The organism is Christiangramia qingdaonensis (assembly GCF_048381525.1).
Taxonomy (GTDB): Bacteria; Bacteroidota; Bacteroidia; order Flavobacteriales; family Flavobacteriaceae; genus Christiangramia.
Genome location: NZ_JBLWIM010000008.1, coordinates 629,816 through 633,854, shown reverse-complemented (window position 1 = coordinate 633,854; position 4,039 = coordinate 629,816). Strand labels below are relative to the sequence as shown.

General features: G+C 36.9%; 4 protein-coding genes. 2 read left to right on the top strand and 2 right to left on the bottom strand.

Translation table 11 applies throughout. The annotated features are described in order from the left end of the window. A partial coding sequence (locus ACNI3T_RS03605; protein WP_418226662.1) for a hypothetical protein occupies positions 1 to 1,678 on the bottom strand: 1,678 nt, incomplete at its 3' end. Positions 1,679 to 1,785: 107 nt separating this feature from the next. After that, a complete protein-coding gene (locus tag ACNI3T_RS03600) occupies positions 1,786 to 2,550 on the bottom strand; it encodes a helix-turn-helix domain-containing protein (protein ID WP_418226661.1) in 765 nt (254 codons plus the stop codon). Positions 2,551 to 2,816: 266 nt separating this feature from the next. Here ACNI3T_RS03600 and ACNI3T_RS03595 point away from each other — a divergent pair, with 266 nt between their 5' ends. Continuing rightward, positions 2,817 to 3,212, top strand: a complete 396-nt coding sequence (locus tag ACNI3T_RS03595; protein WP_141876988.1) for a type III secretion system chaperone family protein — start codon at positions 2,817 to 2,819, stop codon at positions 3,210 to 3,212. An 11-nt stretch (positions 3,213 to 3,223) separates the two neighbouring features. Then, positions 3,224 to 3,940, top strand: coding sequence for a PspA/IM30 family protein (locus tag ACNI3T_RS03590; RefSeq protein WP_418226660.1), 717 nt, complete (start codon positions 3,224 to 3,226; stop codon positions 3,938 to 3,940). Positions 3,941 to 4,039: the final 99 nt, after the last annotated feature.

The window sequence follows — 4,039 nt, the reverse complement described above, 5'->3', positions numbered from 1 at the left end:
AGCGATGACCACCGCGATTGTAAGAGGAGGAGTAGAAATCATCTCCCTTTGTAAATTCTATATGTTCTTCCCAATATCGATTCCCGGAATAGCTATCCATTACTATCTCCCCATTACGATCAGAAGTTCTGGAAAGAATGGTGGTATTGCCCTTTTTTACTCTTAGAACAACATCGCTTAGATTTTCTCCTGACTTTCGATCAACTACATGAAACAAATTTTCATTCTCAAAATCTGTTCTGGAGACGGCGATGTTGGTCACCAGGTAAGTCCCGGAAGTATGATTGCCTTCTGAATCGTATAAATGAACAAGATACCTTCCGAAGTCTTTTCCCGGAATTACAATTTCAGTAGAATGCTCATTATAATCTGTTTCACCTGGTAAAACGATCTGTAAACTATCTGAAATTTTAGCAGCTTCTTTCTTTATAATATCTGCTCTATCTCTATAATTTCCATTATTCAGGAAATTCATACTAACCTTACCTATTTTCATATAGACGGTATCCATATTTATATAAGTAAGCCTGGCACGACCTGGTTCATTTTGAGTGAGAATGTTTTGCAATTGCGCCTCCAGACTTGGTGTAGTAAGTATCTTCAAAAGATTCTGAGCATTCTGCCGGGTAAGCGTATTGTTAAAGTTAGACTCAATAAGTTTTAAAAGATCGACCGCTTTAGCATTATATTGTGGATACTTCGGTAATCCCTCTTCATCTCTTTCTGAAGCTTTTTCAGCATAGGCATTAGCCAGTTCAAACATTAGCTGAGCCTTAATTTTCCGGTCTTTTGAGTTTTTTTCCAGCTTCTCAATTGCACTGATGTATTGCTGAAAATCATTATGAAATTCAGCATGAACAAACTCAATACGTTGTAGTTTCCAGTAATTCAGAGATACATCACCTTTGTCTTTTGAATGGATTCTTTCCAGTTCCTGATACTGTCGTAGAGCAAGCAGCTTGGAATTTTCAACATCAGTAATTTCAGCATTTACAAATCTCGAGTTTACAGCAAATAGAACCTCTTTGCTAATTTCTGTTTTTGCAGCTTCAAACTCTGAATTGAAAAAGCTACCATCCTTAAGAAACTCCAGATAACGTCCAGCCAGAAGATCATAGATAGAAGGTCTGAAATCTCTCGTTATAGTTTTTGCATTTAAAAGCACATCAATTTCAGAATTGGGAAATTTGACCAGTTTGCCGGGATTGGCAATAGAATTTTTATGTGCTGTATGTATACTGTCCTTGATAGTTTCCAGAGACCAGGTACTCAAATCCTTTTGATTTGGATCGTCGATTTGTTTCTGTTCCCGGCGACTCCATCGGTTTTGTCTATAATAATCACTTAATAACTCAGCTTTATAACTTCGAAGCACCTGATCAAATGGAAAAGGAATCTGTGTAATAGAATTATTGATATCCTGAAGTATGTAGCTCTCCGCATCCTCATGATTGATCTGGTATAGGCGATAATGGTAGATCTTAGCCTTAATAAGCTCATCATAACTTTTATCACTTTTTGCGCGCTGCATTAAGTTATTGGTACGCTCTAGTGCAGTCTCAACTTTTCCATCTTTCTCAAGCGAATTGATCTGTAGCCAACTTTCTTTATAGCTTGGGTTTTGGGCGAATAGTAAACTTTGGGATAAGATGAAGATCCCTAAAAGCAATTTTTTCATAGGTAGCAGGTTAGGTTGTATAGGAATTAAAAGGTACTAAAAGATTTAGCACCGCAATAGTTATGCCTGTAATTTTATAATCTTACAACTTTAACCGAACCTTGAATTTAATTGTGGAGTGACGTACGCAGTTTATGAAATTCTTCCTCTAAAAAACTCAGTTGTTGTTTAATGTCGGTATTTCTACTATCTGGAATACGATGGTAAAAAGCATATTTGATCTCCCATAGCTCTTTAATATCGGTATATGGAATCTCAATATCTTCAATGCCTTTGTGATCTGCTTTCAAAATGAATTTTTTTGCCGACTGGTATATTCTTCTCAGGAATACTTTTTCTTCGGAAACTACCAGGAACAAACATGCACTCGCTAGATTAGGGTATTGCTTCTTCTGAACTTTCACACCTATCACTACATCTTTCGGGTAAAATCCATCAGAATCTGTGCTCATTTCGAGGTCATGAATTACGAAAGCTCGAAGATCTGCTTCATTATAGATCGGTAAATGAATTTCGGGTAGATCTTCGATAAAATTTTCCTTGGTGTGATGCTGAATATAATCCTGTTGTTGTTCCGGGATGATACAGGGCACTTTCTTGCAAATATCCGGTTTAGCTTTAAGGTCATCGTGCTCAGGTTTGCCTCTAAACTTCAGTAGTTCATTCACCGTAAGTTCGCTGGTAAGCAGATCATCTATAGGAATGCTAAAATAATTAGCAATCTTAATAATGGTTTCTATCTTAGGTTCGCTTCGTCCTTCTTCATAAGCGCCCAGTGTACCACGTTTAAGGTCAAATAGCTCAGCAAAAGCCTGCTGACTCAAACTACGAACCGATCTTATTTTCCTGATATTTTTTCCGAATAAAGACATTTGTTGCTAATAATATTTGCAGAATTGAATATTTATTGTAAATTAGTCTAACAATATTAGCAAATACATTTCAGTATTGCTAATTTTTTTAGTCTGAAATGTTCGAACACTCAGAGATCTGTTATTAACCAACTAAAGAATTAGAATTATGATCTCATTTATTATCGATATGGCCACCGAGCTTATCACGTTTCTTTAACAAAGTCTTAATACTTTTTTGTATTATTAGGCTCTCAAAATAGTAGTACTAACCGTAATAACCACCTATGAAAAATCACTTTAATATTACGAGAGATTTTTTGCTGGAATTGAATTTTAATATCACCCGGGAGAATCCGGAAGATGGACTTTTAGTGATTCAAAAAGAAAATTCTGGAATTAGAAATCTCATCGTAGGCGTTGCTCCGCCAATCTTAATAATGGAGCAGTACATTTTCAAGATCAATAACCAGTCTGAAAAGATCTTTAAAAGTTTGTTGCAGAAGAATCGCGATATCGTACACGGAGCTTTTGTACTGGACGAGTCTGGTGAAAAAGTCATTTACCGCGATACACTTCAGATTGAGAACATGGATCTGAACGAATTGGAAGGGAGCTTAAACTCACTCAGCTTATTAATGAGTGAATATTCAGATCATATCATAGAATTCTCAAAATATTAAAATTCAGCATTATGAACATCTTTAAAAGATTATTTAAAATAGGAGAGGCAGAAACAAATTCTGCCCTGGACAAAATGGAAGATCCAATCAAAATGACCGAACAGGGCATTAGAGATATGAAACTTGACCTGGATAAAAGTCTGGAAGCACTGGCACAGGTGAAAGCACTTGCGATCAGAGCAAAGAACGACCAGGAAGAATTTCAGAATAAAGTGGACGATTACCAGAATAAAGCGATCATCATCCTGAAGAAAGCACATTCCAAAGACATGGAACAGGTAGAAGCAGATCGTCTTGCGCAGGAAGCTCTTGTGCAAAAAGAAGCAGCAGAGCAGCAGGTTCTAAGAGCTAAGGAAGAGTCGGTTAAATTCGATAATAACGTAGCTCAATTGCAAAAAAATATCCAGACTATAAAAGCAAATATCGGGAACTGGGAGAATGAACTCAAGACCCTAAAAGCAAGGGTCAAAGTATCGAATGCCACCAAAAACCTGAATAAGCAAATGGCTGAACTAGATAGTACTGGTACAGTATCTATGCTGGAAAGAATGAAAGAAAAAGTAGCCCAGGAAGAAGCACTGGCCGAGGCTTATGGAGATATTGCCAATGCTTCTAAATCTATCGATGAGGAAATCGATAAGGCGGCAGATACCTCGAAAGCAAAAGCAAGTGATGAACTGGCGAAGCTTAAAGAACAACTTGGAATGAAAGATTCTAAAAACGAATAAACTTGGATAACCTAATCAACATACTTTTTTCAGAGGTAAACGTGATCCTGAGCGTGTTGCTCATGATTCTAATTCTCTACTGGATCATCACTATGATAG

What these genes read in the sequence shown, in the direction of transcription:
- ACNI3T_RS03595 (WP_141876988.1), top strand. Translation starts at nt 2,817, where the DNA reads ATGAAAAATCACTTTAATATTACGAGAGATTTTTTGCTGGAATTGAAT.
- ACNI3T_RS03590 (WP_418226660.1), top strand. Translation starts at nt 3,224, where the DNA reads ATGAACATCTTTAAAAGATTATTTAAAATAGGAGAGGCAGAAACAAAT.
- ACNI3T_RS03600 (WP_418226661.1), bottom strand. Translation starts at nt 2,550, where the DNA reads ATGTCTTTATTCGGAAAAAATATCAGGAAAATAAGATCGGTTCGTAGT.